The following is a 21795-nucleotide window of genomic DNA, read 5'->3' on the forward strand; positions in this document are numbered from 1 at the left end:
ATGTTCCTCCGCAAATTACAAGCAAATGTTTCGAATCATGCTGTTACTTTGTTACTCATTGATTGATACCAATACCATCCCCTTCTACTTTTCGACTGTATCAGATCGGAAGAGCAGTGATACCGCCTCAACATAATGCGTCTGCGGGACTCAAAAGGTTTGGGGAACCTTTTGAGGATTAACTACGTTTCTCCAACAAGCTTACACACTCAACATGATGCGTCTGAGGAAATAGATCCACTGGCTGTACTTTCTTCAATTCATAGCCCAATTCTTGATAGAGTTTGATATCACGTGCCATGGTTGCGACATTACATGAAATATAGGCTATGCGGTCAGCTCCTGTTTGAGCGCTTGCCTTGATAAAGCTTTCTGTGAGCCCTTTTCTTGGTGGGTCTACTAATATAACACTTGGTTGAATACCGTCTTTGAGCCAATTCTTCATGGCATTTTCAGCTGTATCACAGACATAGTGGGCGTTTGCAATATTGTTCAATTGAGCATTCTTCTTACTATTCTCAACTGCTTCTGGAATCACTTCAACACCATAGACTTCCTTGACGTGTTTCGCAACAGAAAGGCCAATCGTCCCGATACCAGAATAGGCATCAATGACCACATCATCTTCTTTTAACTCCGCAAAGTCAATGGCTGTTTGATAAAGTTTTTCAGCCATTTCAGTATTGACTTGGTAAAATGCTGGTCCAGCGATTTGGTAGTCATTTCCCAACATTTGGTCAGTGATAAAGTCTTGTCCATAAAGTGTGCGCCATTCCTTACCAAAAATAGCATTAGTGTTCTGGTCATTGATATTTTGCATAACAGACACAATCTCTGGGAATTGCTTGATTAATTGTTCAATCAATTGGTCCACACGAAAAACTTTGGGACGAGTTGTTACCAAGATAACCATGATTTGCCCTGAATAGTGTCCGCGACGCACCACAAGGTTTCGAATCAAGCCAGATTGTTCCTTTTCATCATAAGGTTTCAAATCATAACGGCGGAGCAAGTCACGTAGGCCTACTACTACCTCATCAATCACAGGATCTTGGATAAAGAAATCTTCTAGAGGCATGAGGTCGTGGGAATTCTTACGGAAAAATCCTGTTTCCAAGATACCATTCACTCTACGGACAGGGACCTGTGCCTTGTTACGGTACTTGACTGGATTTTTCATACCCAAAGTTTCAGCAACCTCTACATCAGCAATTCCAGCAATCTTGTAAAGACTGTCCTTGACTTGCTTGGTTTTAAATTTGAGCTGTTCTGGATAGGCAAGATGACCTAAATCCGCGATTCCTGAACGCAGGTAAGCCAAATCTAAATCTTGATTACGGTGTGGTGATTTAACAAGGTATTCTTCAACCTTCCCAAAACCAATCTTTTTATTAACCTTGAGGACACGCATGAGGATTTTTTCACTTGGTAAAGCATTCTCGACAAAGAATACCAAACCATCCACCTTGGCAACTCCTGCCCCTTCGTGGGTCAAATCAACAATTTCAACTTCTACAATATCATTTTTCTTTAACATTCTCTTCTCTTTCTATTGGCCGACAAAAAAGACGGCAACGTTACGGTTACCATCTATTATACCATGAAATTTGTAATCAGATTCTCTTTATCTATGCTAGTTCATTTCTTTAAATGCTGCTTCTGCATCCGCATTGCTGATAGCACCAAATTGAATCTTCCCAATCTTTCCTTGGCTATCAATTAAATATTCTGTAGGAATGCTTCGAATTTGATAAGCTTGGAAGGTGGTTGCTTTTGTGTCATAAAGAACTGGGATATCCTTATAACCTTGATCTTGGAACCATTGTGGGAATTGCTCAACGGTTTTTTCACCTTGAATTCCTGGTGCAATGACACTAAGAATTTCGAAATCACGATCTGGTTTCGCCGCTAGTTCCATCAACTCTGGCATACTTTTCTTACATGGACCACACCAGGAAGCCCAAAACTTCAAATAAACTTTTTTACCCTTATAATCCGATAACTTAACTTCTTTACCATCCATGGATTGCAATGTGAAGTCTGGAGCATCTTTCCCAACAGCAATTTGTTGTACAGGCGTTTGTTGCTGTTGTTTTGGGGATTGTTGTGCTGCTTGAGTCTTTTTAGTTTCTTCCTCACCACAGGCCATCAATACAACTAATGACAAGAGGCTTAAGCCAGCAAATATTACTTTTTTCATTTGTTCTCCTTTATTCAAAAATTCCAGCTAGAACATTTACTTGTCCTAATAGTAACAAAATTCCCATTAAAATAATGAGGAAACCACCAATTTTCTTCAGCAGCATCATATGACGCTTGATTTTACTAAAATAAGGCATCACGACTCCTGAAGCTAGAGCCAAAACCAAGAAAGGAATGGCCATCCCTAGAGTGTAAATCAAGGTATAGATAGCACCTTGCCAAGCGCCATTGCCCCCAGAAGCTGCAAGCGCTAAAACAGAACTTAAAACCGGACCAATACACGGCGTCCAACCAAAGCTAAAGGTAATACCAAGTAAAAAGGCCGACCAATAACGATTGGCTTCTGATTTCTTAAAAGTAAAGCTTTTTTGAACCTCTAATTTCTTAAAATGAAAAATTTCCATCTGGTGAAGGCCTAAAATGATAATAATTGTTCCCATGGTATAGCGAAACCAATTGGCATAGAGAATATTACCAAAGTAACCAGCACCAAATCCTAAAATAAAGAAAATAAGAGAGATACCTGCGATAAAGCAAAGTGTTCGAATCAGACCTGACCAGGCAACTTTTCTTCCAAATAAGGAGAAACTTTTTGCACTTTCCTGATCATCCAGCAAAATTCCAGCATAAACTGGCAGAAGTGGAAAAATACAAGGAGAAAAGAAGGACAAGACCCCTGCTAAAAAAACGGAGATTGAAAATACTAGCGTTTCCAATAAAGAACCAACTTTCTTAAGAATTTAAACCTATTGTACTATAAATATTAAAATTTGTATCAAGTTTGCTACGGTTAACTGTTTTTGTAATTATATTATATGAAACAAACTCTTTAATAGTACACTATGTTTTCTAAAACATTGTTAGAAATTGATTTGAATTTCTCAATCAAATTGTTCGGTTTTTTCATTTCACTATAGATAAAAGAAAAAATTGAAGAAAATTGTCCAAAGAGCCACTTTTTCTTCAATCTACTTTTACTTATTTTAATAAGTCCCTTCTTCACCTTGGCTAGTCAAGATTACCGGACCATCCTTAGTAATGACAAATTGGTGTTCATATTGACAAGATAGGCCACCGTCAATGGTCTTATGCGCCCAACCAGTCTTCATATCTGTATCGATTTCCCAGTCACCTGTATTAATCATCGGTTCAATGGTCAAGACCATTCCTTCACGAAGACGGAGTCCACGACCAGCAATACCATAGTTAGGAACCATTGGTTCTTCGTGCATAGTTGGGCCAACACCATGACCAACCAAATCACGCACTACACCGTAACCACGGCTTTCAGCGTATTCTTGAATAGTCGCACCGATATCCCCGATACGATTTCCAACAACAGCTTGCTCAATCCCCTTATACATGGCTTCTTTAGTTACATCCATCAGATTTTTCACTTCTTCGGACGGTGTACCAACAGCATAAGCCCAACATGAGTCTGCAAGACCACCAGCATAGCTCTGAGTGTATTTTTTCATTTGCTCCACATTGTTGAAGTTTAATTTTGAGACATTCAGGTCAGATTTAGCAATTGGGCCTCCCAAAACCATGTCGACCTTGAGCAAATCACCATCTTTCAAGATATAGTGACGAGGGAAGGCATGAGCTACTTCATCGTTAAGAGAGCAACAGGTAGCATAAGGATAGTCCATCATGGCACCGTCAACCCCAATCTGAAGTGGAAGGAAATTTTCTTCCTTACAACGACGGCGGACGTATTCTTCAACTTCCCACATATCTACGCCTGGCTTAATCAAATCACGTAAGCCGATATGAATACTTGCTAGAAAATCTCCAGCCTTGTCCATAGCTTCGATTTCACGAGCTGATTTTAATGTTATCATTTTTTCTCCTAGTTTCTAATTAATTTTAACAGTCACATTTGCTTTTGAAACAATCTGGTGACCATGATAAATATCATAATCAATAATAGCTGATCGTCTCGTATGATGGATAATCCGTGCTTGAATGCGCAGTATATCATCTATCTGAACAGCCTGCAAAAAGTAGATCAGCATTTGTTCGATAATGAGATTGCGACCACTATTCACAACTAAATCTTGGGTCATATGAGTCAGTATCTCTGCCAATACACCGTTAGCTAAAACACCGTTTTTCTCAAGCATAAAGGGTTCCACTGTAATGACGACTTCATCATGGTGATAAGCGAGTTTTTGACCAATCTGCTCAGAAAAAGTTGGTAGAGCCGAAACTTGAGAACGACTCATCTTCTCCATGACATCTCGCCGTGTCACAACTCCAAGCAAGGTTTGATTATTCCGAACAACCGGTACCATTTCAAAATCTTCTGCGATCATCCGTTGACTCACATTGGCAATATTTGTCGATAATCCAACCAAAAATAGACTACGAGACATGACCTTATCAATTGTGGTACTTGGTGACTTATCGCCCGCATCTCTCATAGTTACAACTCCAACGACAACCTGATGTTGGTTAATAACTGGAAAACGACTGCTTCGATTCTTACGTACTAAGTCCAAATAATCTTTAACAGTGTCAGTCTCTCTCAGAAAACCATACTCATGACTCGGACGGTAAAGTTTCTCAACTGTCAAAATATCTGTTTTGATTTGAACATTTGACAAGGCTTTATTGATCATGGTCGCGACAGTGAAAGTGTCATGTTTGCTTCTTAAAACAGGAATTCCTTTTTGATTGGCCAGTTTAAGCACATCATCATGAATCTGAAATCCACCTGTAACCAGAACAGCATTTTCATTTTCCAGCGCTAATAATTGAATACGAGTCCGGTCTCCAACAATCAAGAGTCCCCCATCATGAAGGTAGGACAGGATATTTTGTTCAGTCATGGCACCGATTGAAAACTTGCTAAATTCTCTCTCTAAACCTTCTTGCCCAGCCAAAACCTCAGAAGAAGTCACTTCTGCAATTTCTGCAAATGTTAATCTTTCGATAGCAACTTTCTGAGATTTAACACGGATAGTACCACTTCTTGGTCGAGTCTCCACAATTCCACGATTTTCAGCTTCTTTAATGGCCCGATAGGCAGTTCCATCACTGACTCCCAGATGGTTTGAAATGCTACGCACACTGACCCTTTTACCTACTGGTAATTCCTCCAAATAGCTTAGAATTTCCTGATGCTTACTCATTGAATTCTCCTTTTACATACCGAAATTCAAGATAATCCCGCATTTTTCTTGTGTAACGATCACTTCCCTTAAACTGACGAATCAAACGGAATCCAGACTTAAGGGCAACCCGTTGACTAGATTCATTTTCAAGATGGGTAATGATGGATAATTGTTTTAATCCAAATTCCTCAAAAGAAAGCTGACAAATTTTTCTAACAACCTCTGTCATAAATCCTTGCGACCAAGCATCTTTTCTCAAAAAATAGCCAAGCTCAGCTTCTTTTTTGATTTCATCTAACTTCTCAAATTTAATAGAACCAATCATTTGTTGATTTTTCTGGTCACAAATAGCCCACACTCCCAAAGGGGACTTCATAAAGTAATTGGCCAGTGCATATTGACTTTCTTCCAGACTTGCCTGAGTTGGGAAAATAAATTGTAAATTTTCAGGATTTGAGGCTATCTCATGGAAGTCTTGACTATCACTAAAAAAGAAAGGACGCAAATACAAGCGATCCGTTTCAAAAAAAGAAAACATTGCTAATTTGGTCCAAATATTCATAAACACCTCTACGGTTTAATCCTCAACAAGTGTAATATCCGCTCCTAGATTACGTAATTTTTCAATAATATCAGAATAACCACGTAAGATAAACTCGATATTTGTAATTTCAGTTTTACCTTCAGCCATAAGCCCAGCAATGACTAGTGCAGCCCCAGCTCTCAGGTCAGTTGCTTTAACAGTTGCCCCACGCAAATCACGTCCACCTGTGTACAAAATATGACCATTTGTTGTCAAAATGTCCGCATCCATCCTTGCTAGTTCAAAAACATGATTTACACGTTTTTCGTAAATCGTATCAACAATTGTACCACGACCATTCGCTCTTAGTAAAAGTGGGGTAATCGGTTGTTGCAAATCAGTTGCAAATCCTGGGTAAGGAGCTGTCTTAATATTGATTGCTTTCAAATTAGACTGCTCTTCGACAAAAATGCTGTCTTCAGATACAGTCATTCTCACTCCCATTTCTTCCAGCTTAGCAATAAATCCTTCTAGGTGTTCGTAAAGAACATTATTTATACGAATCCCCTTGCCGACTGCAGCAGCTAAAGAAATATAGGTTCCAGCTTCGATACGGTCTGGAATCACCTGATGACGGGTTCCATGTAATATTTCAACACCATCAATAATGATGATATTAGTTCCTGCACCACGGATATGAGCTCCCATATTATTCAAGAGAGTTGCAACATCAATAATCTCAGGTTCACGGGCTGCATTTTCAATAATAGTACGACCATTTGCTTTAACCGCAGCAATCATCGTATTAATCGTCGCACCAACACTAACCGTATCCATGTAAATACTTGCACCGTGAAGTCCTGTATCTTTAGCAGATAACTTCATGTTATCTCCCTCGTAGCTAACAGTGGCACCCATAGCTTCAAAAGCCTTAAGGTGTAGGTCAATAGGACGAGGACCTAGATCACATCCTCCCGGTAGACCAACTGTCGCTTCACCAAAACGGCCTAAGAGGCTCCCATAAAAATAGTAAGATGCACGAAGACTATTAATTTTACCATAAGGCATTGGAATATTTTGAACACCTCTTGGATCAATCTCCAAGACATCGTCATAACGCTTAACAGTAGCTCCCATCAATTCCATAATTTCGACAAGGCTTGCTACATCCGAAATATCTGGAACGCAATCCAAAGTCACCACATCATCAGCCAATATGATAGCTGGAATTAAGGCCACAACGCTATTTTTAGCACCACTAATAGTGATTTCACCTTGTAGTGGTAATCCACCATTGATAACAATTTTTCTCATTCTAAGTTTTCAATACTCTTTCAAGATTTCTAATAAGGTCTTTAAAATAAAGTATATCATAAATTTATCCTTTTTTCCATCCTTTTCAATTTTATTGGAGATAGTAAGCAATAAATCGGATTAAGTTGAAAGGTTGAGTCCATATTTTATGAAACATCTTTTGATACTAAAAAATCCTAAATTAAGAATTATAAAATACCCCAAAAATTAGATTTTCTATGTCTAACTTTTGAGGTATCGTTCAACTATAGAAATAATAGTCTTTTGGGGTGTTAATACTATGCGGAAATCAAAAATAACTCATGTCTGTGTCACCTCACAGATAATCTACTACTGACCTTCTCATCTCTATATTCAATTGCAAATAGTCGTATTTAGTTGACTCAGAACAAACTTCCGAGTTTTTTTATTAAGCATTGGAAGTGAGTTCTTTTTGATTCTCGTTCAGCAGGTTTTAAGACTTGTCCTATCCAGATAATATCTTTTTTGCAACCCACAATAACTAACAAATAGCTTTTCTTTACTCTACTACCGCTTCAGCGATTTCTTCACGGCTAATACCAGCGAAGTAGCGTGTGATATCAATGGTTTCTAGCGCTTTAAGAACATCTTCGCGTTCGTATTTAACGCCACGAAGGACATCTTCTACAGCTGCAACGTCTTCGATACCAAAGAAGTCACCATAAATCTTGATGTCTTGGATTTTTGATTCGACGACATTAGCAAAGACTTCGACCTTACCACTGGTGAATTTTGTTCCACGACGGACGTTAAATTCAGGTGATTTACCGTAGTTCCAGTCCCAAGTTCCAAACTTAGTATCTTTGATACGGTTAATTTCAGCTAGTTCTTCCTCAGAAAAAACGTATTCTGTCATCTCTGGATACTCTTTTTTCATGTATTCCAAGAGTAAATCACGGAATTCTTCGACTGTGATTTTTTCTGGTAATTCATTGACAATATTGGTGACACGAGCACGGACGGATTTGACACCTTTTGACTCAAATTTGTCCTTTGAAACCTTGAGGGCGTTAGCAAGGACTGACAAATCAACGTCAAAGAGCAAGCAACCGTGGTGCATGATACGGCCATTGATATAGGCTTGGGCATTACCACAGAATTTCTTACCGTCGATTTCTAAGTCGTTACGGCCTGTGAACTCAGCTTTAACACCGAGTTGTGCCAAAGTATTGATAACTGGAGTTGAGAAGCTCTTGAAGTCAAAAGCCTTGTTTTCATCTTCTTTTGAAATGATGGTATAGTTGAGATTGTTCAAATCATGGTAAACAGCCCCACCACCACTGATACGGCGAACCACCTCAATACCATTTTCGCGAACATAATCACGGTTGATTTCTTCGATAGTGTTCTGGTGACGACCAACAATGATAGATGGTTTATTGATCCAAAGAAGGAAGATTTGATCCTCATCCAAAAGATGTTTAAAGGCATATTCTTCCAAGGCGATATTAAAGGCAGTGTCGTTTGAATGATTGATAATATATTTCATGATATCCCTTTATACGATAGAGACTTGAAAACACCTTTCCAGTCTATTCTATCTTTGTTTTATTTTTTCTTAGGTGAATGGATGGCCATTCCTAAAACATCCGCAAATGCTTCATACATCACTTCAGAGTAGGTTGGGTGTCCGTGGATAGTCTTCAGCATTTCTTCAACAGTAATTTCCATTTCGATAATGCTCGACGCTTCATTGATCAATTCTGCAGCTGCAGGACCGATGATATGAACACCAAGGATTTCTCCGTATTTCTTATCTGCAATGACTTTTACGAAACCTTGAGCTGCATCTGAGGCAATGGCACGACCGTTAGCAGCAAAGTTGAATTTACCGATTTGGACATCATATTTCTCACGGGCTTGTTCTTCAGTCAAACCAACTGCTGCTACTTCTGGAAGTGTGTAGATAGCTGCAGGAGTCAAATTCAACTTGGCAACAGCATGATTTCCTTTAAGAGCATTTTCAGCGGCAACTTCACCCATACGGAAGGCTGCGTGAGCCAACATCTTAGTACCATTGATGTCACCTGGTGCATAAATGCCTGGTACAGAAGTTTCCATGTATTCGTTGACCTTGATGCGACCACGGTCTAATTCAAATTCAACATCTCCGATACCTTCAAGGTCTGGAACACGACCAATTGAAAGGAGAGCTTTGCTAGCGATGATATCGTCTTTTCCTTCAACTTTGATACGAAGTTGACCATTTTCCTCGATGATTTCTTGCAGTTTAGTACCAGTCAAGATGGTCATTCCTTTACGCTCAAGGATCAAGCGAAGGTTCTTAGACACTTCTGCATCCATAGCTGGCACGATACGGTCCATCATTTCGATAACAGTTACTTTTGAACCAAATGTCATGAAGGCCTGACCGAGTTCGATACCGACAACTCCACCACCGATGATGACAAGACTTTCTGGAACTTCGTTCATTTCGAGAATGTCATCACTGGTCATGACAAGTGGAGATTCCATACCAGGGACGTTGATCTTGCTGACTTTTGAACCACCAGCAAGGATGATTTTCTTGGTTTCAAGCAATTCCGAACCATTTACCAAGACATTCTTGTCTTTAGTGATGGTACCAATTCCCTTATGAACAGTAACTCCATAGCTACGAAGAAGACCTGCAACTCCGCCAACCAAAGTATTGACAACCTTAGACTTAGTTTCAAGGAGTTTGTCCATATCTACAGTGAAGTTTGGATTTTCGATTACGATACCACGGTTTGCGGCATGACCGATGTTTTCGATAATTTCAGCGTTATGAAGGTAGGTCTTGGTTGGAATACATCCACGGTTTAAGCAGGTTCCACCAAGTTCAGATTTCTCAACAAGGGCAACCTTACCGCCGAGTTGGGCAGCTTTGATGGCTGCAACATAACCAGCAGGACCTCCACCAATCACAACGATATCAAAAGCATCATCGCTCTTACCATCATCGTTTGAGGCACTTGCTACAGGTGCAGGGCTAGCTTCTGGCGCTGCGGCTCCAGCTGTTGGGATATTTTCCCCTTCTTCGCCCAGGTAACCGATAACTTCCGTTACAGGGACAGTTTCGCCATCTCCTTTGAGGATAGCAATCAAATAACCATCTTCTTCTGCTTCCAATTCCATGCTGACTTTGTCAGTCATGATTTCTAAAAGGATTTCTCCTTCTTTTACAAATTCTCCGACTTTTTTATTCCATTGGACGATTTGTCCTTCTGTCATATCCACGCCGGCTTTCGGCATAATTACTTCTAAGGCCATGTCTTCCTTCCTTTATCTATATCTTAAAAATGAATACTCTTGTTCTTAAATCAACATTGAGATTGGATTTTCAATCAATTCTTTCAAGTCTTTCATAAACTTAGCACCAGCCATACCATCTACAACACGGTGGTCAATGGTTAATCCTAGGCTCATGATAGGGCGAATCACAATTTCACCATTGACGACAACTGGCCTCTCGATTGTCGAACTGACACCAAGGATAGCTGAGTTGGGTTGGTTAATGATAGGACCAAAGGACTGCACGCCAAACATTCCCAAGTTACTGATAGTAAATGTTGAATTTTGCAACTCACTTGGAGCCAATTTACCATCCAAGGTACGGCCAATAACGTCTTTGAATGCAACAACCAACTCTGAAAGACTCATCTTCTCCGCATTGTAAACAACAGGTGTCATCAATCCATTATCCATCCCAACTGCCATGGCAAGGTTGACATAATTATGAGTAATAATAGTCTTGCCGTCTTCTGTCAATGAAGCGTTGATGTACGGGTGTTTCATAAGAGTCTTAACAACTGCAAGTGAAAGAAGGTCTGTTACAGTAGTCTTCTTCCCAGTTGCTTCCATGATTGGCTCAAGAACCTTCTTACGAAGAGTCAACATTTCAGTCATATCAACTTCATAATTGAGTGTGAAGGTTGGAGCAGTTAGGTAAGATTCAACCATCCGTTGGGCAATAACCTTACGCATTGGTGTCATTGGAATACGTTCAATTTCACCGTATGGTGTTACGTTATCAGGAACTTCTTCCACTTTTTCAATCTGAGCAGGAGACTTGATAGTATCGTTTTCAATATTTTCAGGAAGCAAGGCCAAAACATCCTTCTTCATGATTTTACCACGATGACCAGTTCCTTGGATTTCCTGCCAAGCAATGTTATGTTCGAGGGCAATTCGTTTTGCAAGTGGCGAAATGCGAACCACGTTTGTGTCTTTATAAGTTTCCACGTCTTCTTTGTGGACACGACCGTTTGCACCTGAGCCAGAAACGTCGTAGAGGTTGATACCTAAATCATCCGCTAACTTTCTAGCTGCAGGAGTCGCTCTTAGCTTGTCATCAGCCATGACCTCTCCAATTCTATACTAAGATATTAAGGACGCAGAGGGCAATGAAAAAATAGGAGATTGACGATGTGTTCGATGAACACAAGGAAATCTATCTTTTTTTCGCAGACCTCCGTCCGAATTCAACTCTACAAGCAACTTGGATACAACACGTATCTCAAGTTGCTACGGTTGCCGCTATCATGCGGACAACCTAGTAGACTTACTAATTCATTTGTCGAATATTATCGATTCGACTCACTCATGTCGCAACTCTTCAGATCACTTGGATACAACACGTGTCTCAAGTTGCTACGGTTGCCGCTATCAGCGGTCAACCTTGTAGACTTACTAATTCATTCGTCGGTTATTATCGAACCGACTCTTTTTGCTATAGGATACAGTTTTTTACATAACTTATCTTATGTAAATCTATTCTTTGTTATAAGTCTTACGGATGGCATCTTTGATGCTTTCAACTGTTGGAATCATTGCATTTTCTAGGTTTTGTGCATAAGGCATCGGCACATCTTCTCCTGCGCAACGGCGGATTGGTGCATCTAGATAGTCAAATGCCTCTGACTCTGAAATAATTGCTGAAATCTCTCCGATATAGCCACTTGTTTTGTGGGCATCGTTGACCAGAACAACCTTACCAGTCTTCTTAACTGAGTTAATGATAATATCCTTATCAAGCGGAACAAGGGTACGTGGGTCAACAATCTCAACAGAAATTCCTTCTTCTGCTAATTCTTCAGCAGCTTGAACCACACGGCGAAGCATTTTCCCATAAGTAACAACTGTTACATCCGTTCCTTCGCGTTTGATTTCCCCAACCCCAAGTGGTATTGTGTAGTCTGGATCAACTGGCACTTCCCCTTTTTGGTTAAATTCTGACTTGTACTCAAGGATGATAACTGGGTTATTATCACGGATAGAAGACTTAAGCAGTCCTTTCATGTCCGCAGGTGTACCTGGAGCCACAACCTTAAGTCCAGGAATGTGAGTAAACCAAGACTCTAGTGATTGCGAGTGCTGGGCGGCAGAACCAACTCCGTTACCAGCTGCACAACGGACAGTCATTGGAACCTGTCCCTTACCACCAAACATATAGCGTGTTTTAGCAGCTTGGTTGACGATATTGTCCATGGCAATGACAGAAAAGTCCATGAAAGTCATATCGACGATTGGACGAAGTCCTGTCATGGCTGCTCCTGCTGCTGCTCCAGAGATGGCAGCTTCAGAAATCGGACAGTCACGGACACGTTCTGGACCAAATTCTTCAAGCATTCCAACAGAAGTTCCGAAGTCTCCTCCGAAGACGCCGACGTCTTCTCCCATCAAGAACACATTTTCATCGCGACGCATTTCCTCAGACATAGCAAGGATAATGGTGTCACGGAAGGACATTGTTTTTGTTTCCATTTTATCTCTTTCTCCTTAGTCTGCGTAAATATCTTCAAATGCTGATTCAAGCGGTGGGAATGGACTTTCTTCTGCAAATTTCACAGAAGCTTCTACTGCTTCCTTAACTTGCGCTTGAATTTCTTCCAATTCTTCGGCACTTGCAATGTTATTTTCAATAAGGTAATTGCGGAGGTTTTCGATTGGGTCTTTTTGTTTCCACAATTCCACTTCTTCGCGCGTGCGATATTTACCAGGGTCAGATGATGAGTGACCGAGCCAGCGATAAGTTACACTTTCAATCAAGACTGGACCATTACCACCACGAACATAATCTACAGCTTTCTTAAATCCTTCATAGACATCGATGACATTGTTTCCATCTTCGATGAACATTCCAGGAATTCCATAAGCGGCGCTACGTTGATGGATATGTTCTACATTAGTCATTTTCTTGATATCCGCAGAGATACCGTAACCGTTGTTAATGCAATAGAAAATAACTGGCAGGTTCCAGATAGAAGCCATGTTCACTGCTTCGTGGAAAACACCTTCGTTGGTCGCTCCATCTCCAAAGAAGCAAACGACGATTTTTCCAGTATTTTGCATTTGTTGACTGAGGGCTGCACCAACAGCGATTCCCATACCTCCACCTACGATACCATTGGCACCAAGGTTACCAGCATCAAGGTCGGCTATATGCATAGATCCACCTTTACCTTTACAGGTTCCGGTGTATTTTCCAAGGATTTCAGCCATCATTCCATTAAGGTCAATTCCTTTGGCAATAGCTTGTCCATGACCACGGTGGTTTGATGTGATCAGATCATCTGGATTGAGAGCTAACATAGCACCCACGTTAGCTGCCTCTTCTCCAACAGAAAAGTGCGTCATTCCTGGCACTTTTCCTTTCTTTACTAATTGCGCAATTTTTAAGTCCATACGACGGATTTCTTCCATCTTACGGAACATTTCTAGCAAAAGATTTTTATCTAAAGTCGACATCTTCTTGCCTTTCTAACTTTCTTCTTACCTTACTATTTTACCGTTTTTAGAAAATACTGTCAAAGTTTTTCTAAAGGAAATTTCACAAAATAAAAAAGAAAACCCAATTAGAACAAGGGATTTTCTTACTAAGAATATTTTTTCACAAACTTTTTTAACATTTAGATTTTGCTAAGGATTCAAATCTCTTCATAATCACAGTTAAACGCCAACGGTAGAGAGCCCCGCTCACAATTAGACTAATAATCAAACCAATCCAGTAAGAATAAGCTCCAAAATCTGTTAGAGAGTCGAATACCATAGCCACTGGGATTGCTACGCCCCAGTAACCAAGCAAACCAAGGTAAAAAGGGATAACTGTATCCTTATAACCTCGTAAAATTCCCTGAAGCGGTGCCGCAAAGGTATCTGCTAACTGAAAGAAAAGACTATAAGTTAAAAAACGCGCTGTCAAATCAATAAATTCTGGGTCGTTACCATAAAGACTGGCCACATTTCCCCTAAAAATGTAAAGGAAGGTTAAGGTGAAGGCCGCAAAAATGAGGGCAGTCCATCTTCCTAGACCAATATAGGTTTTCGCATCATCAAACCGCTTGGCTCCAACTTCATAGGAAACGACAATAGCCATAGCCGATGAGATACTCATAGGGAAAGCATACATGAGAGATGAAAAATTCATAGCTGACTGGTGACTAGCGATAATCAAGGACGAAAACTTAGCCATAATCAAACCAACCACGGAAAAGATAGCCACTTCCGCGAAGACAGTTCCCCCAATAGGCAGACCTAAGCGAACTCCTTCCTTGATTTTATCCATATTAAGTGGAATTCGTTTCTCAAGGCGTAGGGCTTTAAGCTTCTCCTGTTTAAATAAAACCAGTACAGAAATTCCCAGTAAGACCCAGTAGGCCAAGGAAGTTCCTAAACCAGACCCAGCACCTCCCAGCTCCGGAACTCCAAAGGCCCCGTAAATCAAGAGATAGTTAAATCCACTATTGAGAGGAAGTAACAAAAGCATGAGATACATGGAAAGTTTGGTCAAGCCCAGCGAATCCAGCAAGGAACGAATGACACTAAAGAGCAACAAGGGGATAATTCCGATAGATAAAAACCAAAGATAGCGAACCGCTACTGCCGCCACTGGTGCTTCGAGTCCAATACGATTCAAGATTGGTGGTGCCAAGAAAAGCACCATCCCCAGCAAGACCACAGATAGACCCAAGGCCAAATAGATGAACTGGTAAAAATCAGACGCAACTTCTTCCTTTTTTCCTCGTCCAAGATGGTGACCAATGATGGGCACCAAGGCCGATACAATCCCTGTTAGAAAGGTAAAGAAAGGATTCCAGATACTGGTTGCCATAGACACACCAGCCAAGTCCATGGTATTGTATTGACCAGTCATAGTCGTATCAACAAAGGATGCAGAATAATTGGCAAATTGATAAATCAGGATAGGGAAAAATATCTTTAAAAATAAGATAAATTTGTCTTTAAAATGATGGGTCTGGTACATATAGGCTCTCTATTCTTTTTGTTTACAGAGCAGACTTCCACCTAGTTTTGATAGACGATTTGTCCCTTACAGATGGTATATTTAACCTGCCCTTTTAAGCTTTCACCAATGAATGGTGAATTAGCTGCTTTGGAAGCAAAATGGGAGTTCACAAGGCGGTCAACCTTGGCATCAAAAATAGTGATATCTGCTGGACCATTCTCAGCCAAGTAACCTGCTTCAAAGTTATAAAGCTTGGCTGGGTTGTATGTCATTTTTTCAAGTAATTCCATCAAGGTCAACTCTCCTGCTTCGACCAAATAGGTTAAGCCAAGGGACAGTGATGTTTCTAAACCAGTCATACCAGATGGCGCTTTGGTAATATCCTCAACATTTTTCTCATCTGCATGGTGAGGGGCATGATCAGTTGCGATAACTGTGATGACACCTGACTTGAGACCTTCGATAACAGCACGACGGTCTGATTCCAAACGAAGTGGCGGATTCATCTTAGCATTGCTTCCTTGTGTCAAAAGAAGTGCTTCCGTCTTAGAGAAATGCTGTGGCGCTATTTCTGCTGTGACTTGCGCTCCCAAACTTTGAGCGAACTCAACTACTTTAACACTTTCTTCCTTAGACAAATGCTGAATGTGAACATGAGCCTTAGTTGCATAGGCAATCATGACATCACGCGCCATCATAGCATACTCAGCTACTCCAGTCGCACCGCAGATATGGAAATGTTCTTTAGCAATGTTTTCATTAAATCCAAGAATCCCATTCAGACCTGGATCTTCCTCATGAAGACTGATAAAGGTATTGAGCTTTTTGGCTTCTTCCATGGCTTCCTTGACAACTTTACTGCTTTCAAGCGGAATACCGTCATCAGAAAAACCAACGGCACCTGCTTCTAAAAGCGCCTTAAAGTCAGTCAAGTCTTGGCCATTAAAGTTCTTAGTAATGGTCGCAACCGTCTTGACATTGATATTTTCCTTGGCAGCTGACTGGAGAACTTCTTGCAAGGTCTCCACGTCCGAAATGGTTGGACTAGTATTAGCCATCATGACAACCGTTGTAAAACCACCTGCAGCGGCTGCTAGGGCACCAGTATGGATATCCTCCTTGTGGGTTTGACCAGGTTCACGGAAATGAACATGAATATCGACCAAGCCAGGAGCAACTACAAGACCACTAGCATCAATCTTTTCTGCTCCTTCTTCAGTGATTTCAGGCGCAATTTTGATAATTTTCCCATCTTGAACTAAGACATCACACACTTGATCCAAACCAGATTTGGGATCCATTACACGACCATTTTTGATTAGTAGCATCTACTTTCTCCTTTATTCATAGAAATCGACTTGGGTATCCAACAATTTATCACCATCATAAACAAACTTAGCTGAAAAGAAGGGTTTATCCTCTAAAAGCCACTCAACAAAGGTATGATCCCCTTCCCAAGTTGGCTTGCTCAAAACCTCATCATAGGGAACCCATTCTAGCGTTCCCTCATTGCAGTCAATCAAGTCCCCCTCGAACTCCGTCACTTTAAAAACATAGGTGTACCAGTCTAAATCTGGCGTAAATTCAGGAAAAGTGATAACACCTTTTAGAACTGGTTTGGCTTTGAGTCCTGTTTCTTCAAGGATTTCACGCGCCGCGCATTCCTGAGGCGTCTCTCCACGCTCCAGCTTACCACCCACACCAATCCATTTTCCTTTATGAACATCATTTGGCTTTTTATTGCGATGGAGCATGAGCAGTTCTTTCCCATTATCAATGTAGCAAATCGTCGCTAACTGAGGCATATTTTCTCCTTATCTAAGCCAATCAATTGGCTCTTGTCCTGTCTCTGTTAAGAATGCATTGGCCTTGGAAAAAGGTTTGGAACCCCAAAATCCTCTATAAACTGACAAAGGACTGGGATGTGCTGATTCGATAATCAAGTGGTGAGGATTGGTAACTAAGGCCTTCTTCTTACGTGCATAGGCTCCCCAGAGTACAAAAACTACTGGCCTGTCTAGATTATTGACCACCTGGATCACGGCATCCGTAAATGGCTCCCATATCTGACCAGCATGACCATTGGCCTGTCCAGCAGGAACAGTTAAACAAGCATTAAGAAGCAAGACTCCTTGCTCAGCCCAAGCTGTCAAATCATGGGATTTCTTAACGCCGATATCATCTGATAATTCTTTCAAGATATTTTGCAAGGATGGCGGAGCTGGAATAGAATCAGGTACAGAAAAACTCAAACCCTGCGCTTGACCTGGACCGTGATAGGGATCTTGCCCTAGAATAACCACCTTAACTTCTTCAAGCGGTGTGGTCAAGAGAGCCTGAAAAACCTTTTCCTTGGGCGGATAAACAGCCCCCTGAGCATAGACCTGATTCATAAACTGATTGATTTTCCCGAAATAACCCTCAGGTAATTGCTCCTTAATCAAAGCATGCCAAGACGAGTGTTCCATAGCCGACTCCTTCGTTTTTACTGCCTCTATTATAGCAAAAAGTGGCTTTCTAAACCACTTTTTACAGTTTATCTAAACAATCCAGCAAGTCTTGGTAAGAATGGACTTCGTAAGTCGGCTGGGCTTGTGTGTGATTTTCGAGGTGATGAGGATTGTACCAGATAGTGTCTATCCCAGCATTATTGCCACCTTGAATGTCGGCGGTCAGGGAATCTCCAATCATCAGCGTCTTTTCTTTGCTAAAGCCTGTAATCTGCTGACCAATCTTTTCATAAAAGAGAGCATCCGGCTTTTGTGTTTGCAACTGTTCTGAGATAAAGAATTGATTGAAATAAGGTGCTAGACCAGATTGAGCCAAACGCCCTGTCTGGATAGCAGTAATGCCATTTGTCGCAGCATACAAGTCATAATCTCGCTCGATGAGGATATCCAAGAGTTCATGAGCTCCCGAAAGAGTTTGCCCCTGCTGAGCGAGATAAAATTGGTAACGCTGAGCAAGTAACGTACCATCTTTCTCCAGTCCAAAATGAGCAAATAAACGAGAAAAGCGCGTGTTAACCAAGTCTTGTTTACTGATTTTCTTTTGCTCCAAGTCCTTCCATAGAGCCTTGTTCATAGGAACGTAATAGTCTTTATAAGCCTGAATATCTGCAACCCCTTCTTCTTTTAGAAGTTGCGTTAAAGCCACATCCTCAGCAGCATCAAAATCAAGAAGAGTGTGGTCAAGGTCGAATAGTAGAAATTTGTAGGACAATTTGGTGTTTTCCTTTCTAAAATAAACAACTTTCACTTCATTCGGTTGTTTAATGTAAAAACTTAAAAGTAGTAAAGTATAACAAAAATAATAGTTCCAATTGATTAACTAACCCATACTATTCTAGTGAATTATAGAAAAATCTTCTATAAATTCGAGCAATAGTTAAAATACAAACAAATATAATTCCCAAAATAGATAACACTATTTTCACAAAATTCATTTCAGAGCCTATTACATAGATATGAAAAAGAGGGGCTAGTCCTACACATAGAGACAATAGATAATTACTAAATCTTATCTCACCAATTCCTGCAAAAAAATGTTTCATTTTAAATATTCTCCTTTGAAGCCCCTAATGTTTAAAAATAATGACTGCTTAAAATTAAACAGCTCTAAAATCTAAATATTTGTCAGAGATAAGCTATACTAAGATTATTTTTTAAGCACAACTTTCTTGCTCTTATAGTTTAATTATATTATAACACTATAAAATTTTCAATTTAATTGATATTTACCATTTAATCATATTCGATGAGTTGTATTTTACAGATTAATATTATTTAGCCTTCTTTTTTAGTTACTTTTTAATTCTCAAATTCCCTTTGTTTATACAACCATAATATTATTGAAAAACAACTTGAGATTAAAGATTTTCATCCTCTTTTTATTCTGGTAGCACTACACACTCAACTCAACCAATTTATAAAATTCACCTTTCCTATCCATCAAGTTATCAAAAGAACCATCTTCAACAATAACTCCATTTTTCATAAAAAGAATTCTATTGTATTTTTTCAACATGCTCTTATTTAACTTATGCGTAACAACAAGAACCGTCAAATCTTGAATTTCTAAAATTGAATTTTCAATTTCAGTAGTAACTTTATTATCTAAAGACGAGGTAGCCTCATCTAATAATAAGATTGGTGTTTTTCGAATTAAAGCACGCGCAATACTAAGTCTCTGTCTTTCTCCCCCAGATAGATTTGATCCATTCTCGCCACATAAAGTTTGTAGACCTACTTCATTTTCTAAAATATAACTTTCTAAGCCAGACTGCTGTACAGCTTTTTTTATATCATCTTCAGTAAAGGATTGACTAAGGGTAATATTTGCTTTTAAAGTATCATCAAAGATATAAACATCTTGCTGAACAATAGTCATTAAGTTATAAAGGCTCTCTGCTGAAATAGCTTGCAAATCTTGATTATCAATTGAGATATACCCACTTGTTACATCATAGAAACGCAGTAATAGATTGAGTAAAGTTGATTTTCCACTACCTGACATACCTACTATTGCAATTTTTTCCCCCTTTTTGATCTGCAAAGATAAATGATTAAAAATCTTTTCCTCAGCATTAGGGTAGGAAAAATCTACATTTGAAAAAGAAATGACATCATCAAAATATTCTTTCGTTTTACCAGTTTGAAGTTCGATTACATCTTTTACCTCAAATGAATTCAGTGTAGCCTGACCTTCACGGAATTTACTCATTCCCATACCAATTTCATTTAGTGGCATTACTACAAAATTGACTAGTTGAACAATAGCTGTAACACTCCCAATTGTGGTATGCCCACCGAAGACCAGATACATTCCTCCACCAAAGGCTACTAAAAAAACAATCATCCCTGAAAGTTGAGAAATAACATTAGATAAAACATCAAATTTCCCTTTGATGAAATATATCTCATCCAATTTTTCGCTTTCGTTTTTGTAATCTTGACGGATAGCCTCTTTCACATTAAAACTTTTTATAACTAGAAACCCTGCTAAAATATCTTTAACCTTAGCTAAATATTTCTGATCGGCTATCATAGAACTATTTTGTAGAGAGGCTGATTTTTGTCCAATAAATCCTGAAATCATCATAGGAATAATGCTAGCAATGATAACTAATAAGGTCAAAAACCAATTACCTATAAACATGGCTACTAGTGAGAAAATCATTAAGGAAATATTTTTTGAAATATTAAAATACTGGTGCAAATAATCCTGCTCAATTTTCTTCATGTTCTCAGTTAATATTGAAATAAATTTCCCTGATTTTTCCATAGAAAATTCTCTATAATCCCTATCTAAAATAGATTTAAACACCTTATTTTTGTATCTTGACATAATCTGCCTAACAAGTTTATTTCTTAATCGAAGGGATATAAAATTAAGACTGGCATAGATAAATATTACGATAGCGCCTATGAGTATCGCTTGGGTTAGAGCTTCCCTATTTTGGGACATTCCACTATCAATTATAATTTTAATAGAATAAGCAAAAGCAATATTAGTTAAAGGAACTAGTATATTAAAAATCATGAAAGTATAAAAAGACTTCTTATGGTACTTTGTCAATTGTTTCATTCCTAATCTACCTCATAATTCTTAAATTTCATTTAGAAAATGTGACATAAAATATTCTTCTAAGTCAATATTCTCTCTCCTAAGCTCTCTCATAGAGACCTGTTCTAGCATTTCTCCATTTTTGATAACACCAATCTTATCTGCTATCTGTGAAATTTCCGATAAAATATGACTTGAGATGAATATTGTAACACCACATTCCTTAGAAAGAGACAACAAAAGATTCCGAATTTCTTGAATTCCTATTGGATCTAAACCATTGATTGGTTCATCTAAAATTAACAATTTAGGTTTTGTTAGGAAAGCCCGAGCTAAACCAAGTCTCTGTCTCATTCCTAACGAAAACTCTTTTACTTTTTTAGTCGTATTTTTTAATCCGACCATCCTTAAGGCTCTTATTATATCTGATTCGGTAATATTTTTCCTCATATATTGCGCATGAATTTCCAAAATTTCTTTTGCTGTGAGGTTTTCATAAAAAATTGGTGTTTCAATAACACTTCCAACCTGACTTAGAATCTCCTCTCTGTGATCTTGTAAATTTTTTCCAAAGATTTCAATACTACCAGATGTAACAGTTGATAAGGATAACATGCATTTCATTAAAGTTGTTTTCCCTGCGCCATTTGGTCCTAAAAATCCATAGATTTCTCCTTCAGAAATTTGTAAGTTAATACCACTTAAAATTTCTTCTTTATCAATTGTTTTAAAAACTTCTTTTATTTCAACAATATTTCTCATTTCTATCTCTCTTTCTATATCTAGCTTTAAATGCAAGAATTTTTCTTCAGGAGCATAAATAC

The 21795-nt window shown here is 39.2% G+C and carries 21 protein-coding genes; 1 reads left to right on the forward strand and 20 read right to left on the reverse strand.

Translation table 11 applies throughout. From position 1 onward, the window contains the following. Window positions 1-178 precede the first annotated feature (178 nt). The 10 genes from rlmD to B7695_RS02090 form a co-directional block, all read right to left on the reverse strand. Entirely contained in the window at window positions 179-1537 is a 1359-nt protein-coding gene (rlmD, locus tag B7695_RS02045) for a 23S rRNA (uracil(1939)-C(5))-methyltransferase RlmD (protein ID WP_084889503.1), read from the reverse strand. Window positions 1538-1633: 96 nt separating this feature from the next. After that, a complete protein-coding gene (sdbB, locus tag B7695_RS02050; protein WP_084889504.1) occupies window positions 1634-2200 on the reverse strand; it encodes a thiol-disulfide oxidoreductase-associated lipoprotein SdbB in 567 nt (188 codons plus the stop codon). A 10-nt stretch (window positions 2201-2210) separates the two neighbouring features. Continuing rightward, window positions 2211-2918, reverse strand: coding sequence for a thiol-disulfide oxidoreductase-associated membrane protein CcdA2 (ccdA2, locus tag B7695_RS02055; protein WP_060805537.1), 708 nt, complete (start codon window positions 2916-2918; stop codon window positions 2211-2213). Between the two features lie 267 nt (window positions 2919-3185). Continuing rightward, on the reverse strand, window positions 3186-4046 hold the full coding sequence (locus tag B7695_RS02060; RefSeq protein WP_084889505.1) for a methionyl aminopeptidase: 861 nt from the start codon (window positions 4044-4046) through the stop codon (window positions 3186-3188). A gap of 15 nt (window positions 4047-4061) precedes the next feature. Then, window positions 4062-5339 carry a CBS-HotDog domain-containing transcription factor SpxR gene (gene spxR, locus B7695_RS02065; RefSeq protein WP_084889506.1) on the reverse strand — a complete coding sequence of 426 codons (1278 nt, stop codon included), beginning with the start codon at window positions 5337-5339 and terminating at the stop codon, window positions 4062-4064. Further along, window positions 5332-5883, reverse strand: a complete 552-nt coding sequence (locus B7695_RS02070; protein WP_049524053.1) for a GNAT family N-acetyltransferase — start codon at window positions 5881-5883, stop codon at window positions 5332-5334. Before B7695_RS02070 ends, spxR begins: the two co-directional genes overlap by 8 nt. A 15-nt stretch (window positions 5884-5898) precedes the next feature. Then, complete coding sequence (locus B7695_RS02075; protein WP_084889507.1) at window positions 5899-7158, reverse strand: UDP-N-acetylglucosamine 1-carboxyvinyltransferase; 1260 nt, start codon at window positions 7156-7158, stop codon at window positions 5899-5901. Window positions 7159-7678: 520 nt separating this feature from the next. Beyond that, a complete protein-coding gene (locus tag B7695_RS02080) occupies window positions 7679-8668 on the reverse strand; it encodes a lipoate--protein ligase (protein ID WP_000873998.1) in 990 nt (329 codons plus the stop codon). 59 nt (window positions 8669-8727) lie between these two features. Continuing rightward, window positions 8728-10431 (reverse strand): dihydrolipoyl dehydrogenase, encoded by a 1704-nt coding sequence (gene lpdA / locus B7695_RS02085; RefSeq protein WP_084889508.1) that lies wholly within the window; start codon window positions 10429-10431, stop codon window positions 8728-8730. A 45-nt stretch (window positions 10432-10476) separates the two neighbouring features. Then, entirely contained in the window at window positions 10477-11520 is a 1044-nt protein-coding gene (locus B7695_RS02090) for a dihydrolipoamide acetyltransferase (protein WP_084889509.1), read from the reverse strand. 68 nt (window positions 11521-11588) lie between these two features. Here B7695_RS02090 and B7695_RS11615 point away from each other — a divergent pair, with 68 nt between their 5' ends. Further along, window positions 11589-11717, forward strand: a complete 129-nt coding sequence (locus tag B7695_RS11615; RefSeq protein ID WP_275655678.1) for a hypothetical protein — start codon at window positions 11589-11591, stop codon at window positions 11715-11717. A 214-nt stretch (window positions 11718-11931) separates the two neighbouring features. Here the strand turns inward: B7695_RS11615 and B7695_RS02095 are convergent, their stop codons facing one another. The 10 genes from B7695_RS02095 to B7695_RS02140 all read right to left on the reverse strand — a co-directional run bounded on the left by B7695_RS02095 (window position 11932) and on the right by B7695_RS02140 (window position 21733). Further along, a complete protein-coding gene (locus B7695_RS02095; RefSeq protein WP_000448714.1) occupies window positions 11932-12924 on the reverse strand; it encodes an alpha-ketoacid dehydrogenase subunit beta in 993 nt (330 codons plus the stop codon). Between the two features lie 15 nt (window positions 12925-12939). Then, window positions 12940-13908 (reverse strand): thiamine pyrophosphate-dependent dehydrogenase E1 component subunit alpha, encoded by a 969-nt coding sequence (locus tag B7695_RS02100; protein WP_084889510.1) that lies wholly within the window; start codon window positions 13906-13908, stop codon window positions 12940-12942. A 154-nt stretch (window positions 13909-14062) separates the two neighbouring features. After that, window positions 14063-15424 (reverse strand): sodium-coupled multidrug efflux MATE transporter PdrM, encoded by a 1362-nt coding sequence (gene pdrM / locus B7695_RS02105; RefSeq protein WP_084889511.1) that lies wholly within the window; start codon window positions 15422-15424, stop codon window positions 14063-14065. Window positions 15425-15465: 41 nt separating this feature from the next. Further along, window positions 15466-16734 (reverse strand): dihydroorotase, encoded by a 1269-nt coding sequence (locus tag B7695_RS02110; protein WP_084889512.1) that lies wholly within the window; start codon window positions 16732-16734, stop codon window positions 15466-15468. 12 nt (window positions 16735-16746) lie between these two features. Beyond that, the gene (locus B7695_RS02115; protein ID WP_001135786.1) at window positions 16747-17211 is read right to left on the reverse strand and encodes an NUDIX hydrolase; all 465 of its coding nucleotides are present in this window, start codon (window positions 17209-17211) and stop codon (window positions 16747-16749) included. A gap of 9 nt (window positions 17212-17220) precedes the next feature. Then, window positions 17221-17874 (reverse strand): uracil-DNA glycosylase, encoded by a 654-nt coding sequence (locus B7695_RS02120; protein ID WP_084889513.1) that lies wholly within the window; start codon window positions 17872-17874, stop codon window positions 17221-17223. Window positions 17875-17935: 61 nt separating this feature from the next. Further along, window positions 17936-18628 (reverse strand): pyrimidine 5'-nucleotidase PynA, encoded by a 693-nt coding sequence (gene pynA / locus B7695_RS02125; RefSeq protein ID WP_084889514.1) that lies wholly within the window; start codon window positions 18626-18628, stop codon window positions 17936-17938. A gap of 118 nt (window positions 18629-18746) precedes the next feature. Continuing rightward, window positions 18747-18959: a hypothetical protein gene (locus B7695_RS11340; RefSeq protein ID WP_025169680.1), complete on the reverse strand. Its 213-nt coding sequence runs from the start codon at window positions 18957-18959 to the stop codon at window positions 18747-18749. Between the two features lie 350 nt (window positions 18960-19309). After that, complete coding sequence (locus B7695_RS02135) at window positions 19310-20992, reverse strand: ABC transporter ATP-binding protein (RefSeq protein ID WP_084889515.1); 1683 nt, start codon at window positions 20990-20992, stop codon at window positions 19310-19312. 21 nt (window positions 20993-21013) lie between these two features. Then, window positions 21014-21733, reverse strand: a complete 720-nt coding sequence (locus B7695_RS02140) for an ABC transporter ATP-binding protein (protein ID WP_084889516.1) — start codon at window positions 21731-21733, stop codon at window positions 21014-21016. Window positions 21734-21795: the final 62 nt, after the last annotated feature.

This window comes from Streptococcus mitis (assembly GCF_002096845.1).
Lineage (GTDB): Bacteria > Bacillota > Bacilli > Lactobacillales > Streptococcaceae > Streptococcus > Streptococcus mitis_A.

Coding starts and splice junctions, on each gene's coding strand:
- rlmD (WP_084889503.1), bottom strand. CDS start 1,537: ATGTTAAAGAAAAATGATATTGTAGAAGTTGAAATTGTTGATTTGACC.
- sdbB (WP_084889504.1), bottom strand. CDS start 2,200: ATGAAAAAAGTAATATTTGCTGGCTTAAGCCTCTTGTCATTAGTTGTA.
- B7695_RS02060 (WP_084889505.1), bottom strand. CDS start 4,046: ATGATAACATTAAAATCAGCTCGTGAAATCGAAGCTATGGACAAGGCT.
- spxR (WP_084889506.1), bottom strand. CDS start 5,339: ATGAGTAAGCATCAGGAAATTCTAAGCTATTTGGAGGAATTACCAGTA.
- B7695_RS02070 (WP_049524053.1), bottom strand. CDS start 5,883: ATGAATATTTGGACCAAATTAGCAATGTTTTCTTTTTTTGAAACGGAT.
- B7695_RS02075 (WP_084889507.1), bottom strand. CDS start 7,158: ATGAGAAAAATTGTTATCAATGGTGGATTACCACTACAAGGTGAAATC.
- B7695_RS02080 (WP_000873998.1), bottom strand. CDS start 8,668: ATGAAATATATTATCAATCATTCAAACGACACTGCCTTTAATATCGCC.
- lpdA (WP_084889508.1), bottom strand. CDS start 10,431: ATGGCCTTAGAAGTAATTATGCCGAAAGCCGGCGTGGATATGACAGAA.
- B7695_RS02090 (WP_084889509.1), bottom strand. CDS start 11,520: ATGGCTGATGACAAGCTAAGAGCGACTCCTGCAGCTAGAAAGTTAGCG.
- B7695_RS02095 (WP_000448714.1), bottom strand. CDS start 12,924: ATGGAAACAAAAACAATGTCCTTCCGTGACACCATTATCCTTGCTATG.
- B7695_RS02100 (WP_084889510.1), bottom strand. CDS start 13,908: ATGTCGACTTTAGATAAAAATCTTTTGCTAGAAATGTTCCGTAAGATG.
- pdrM (WP_084889511.1), bottom strand. CDS start 15,424: ATGTACCAGACCCATCATTTTAAAGACAAATTTATCTTATTTTTAAAG.
- B7695_RS02110 (WP_084889512.1), bottom strand. CDS start 16,734: ATGCTACTAATCAAAAATGGTCGTGTAATGGATCCCAAATCTGGTTTG.
- B7695_RS02115 (WP_001135786.1), bottom strand. CDS start 17,211: ATGCCTCAGTTAGCGACGATTTGCTACATTGATAATGGGAAAGAACTG.
- B7695_RS02120 (WP_084889513.1), bottom strand. CDS start 17,874: ATGGAACACTCGTCTTGGCATGCTTTGATTAAGGAGCAATTACCTGAG.
- B7695_RS11340 (WP_025169680.1), bottom strand. CDS start 18,959: ATGAAACATTTTTTTGCAGGAATTGGTGAGATAAGATTTAGTAATTAT.
- B7695_RS02135 (WP_084889515.1), bottom strand. CDS start 20,992: ATGAAACAATTGACAAAGTACCATAAGAAGTCTTTTTATACTTTCATG.
- B7695_RS02140 (WP_084889516.1), bottom strand. CDS start 21,733: ATGAGAAATATTGTTGAAATAAAAGAAGTTTTTAAAACAATTGATAAA.